Annotated in this window: 1 protein-coding gene; it reads right to left on the bottom strand. The window is 63.1% G+C overall.

Annotated elements, in window-relative coordinates; genetic code table 11:
• On the bottom strand, positions 1-225 hold a 225-nt coding region (locus GQB03_RS22875; RefSeq protein WP_200832445.1), incomplete at both ends, for an SdrD B-like domain-containing protein.

Below are 225 nucleotides of genomic sequence, written 5' to 3' on the forward strand. Positions count from 1 at the left end.
GGCCGCTGAAGTTGTAGTTGCCGTTGGCGTCGGTCACCTTGGTGTCGACCAGCGTGCCCGGCATCTCATCAACACAGGTGTAGAGCTCGACCGTCACACCGGCCTTGCCCACTTCGCCTGCGTCCTGCACGCCGTTGGCATTGCTGTCGACCCACACCTTGTCGCCGATCGAGGCGGTTTCCGAGAAACCGGCATCGACGGTGTCGATGGTCTCGCCCGAGGAGA

Source organism: Cognatazoarcus halotolerans (genome assembly GCF_009800965.1).
GTDB lineage: Bacteria > Pseudomonadota > Gammaproteobacteria > Burkholderiales > Rhodocyclaceae > Cognatazoarcus > Cognatazoarcus halotolerans.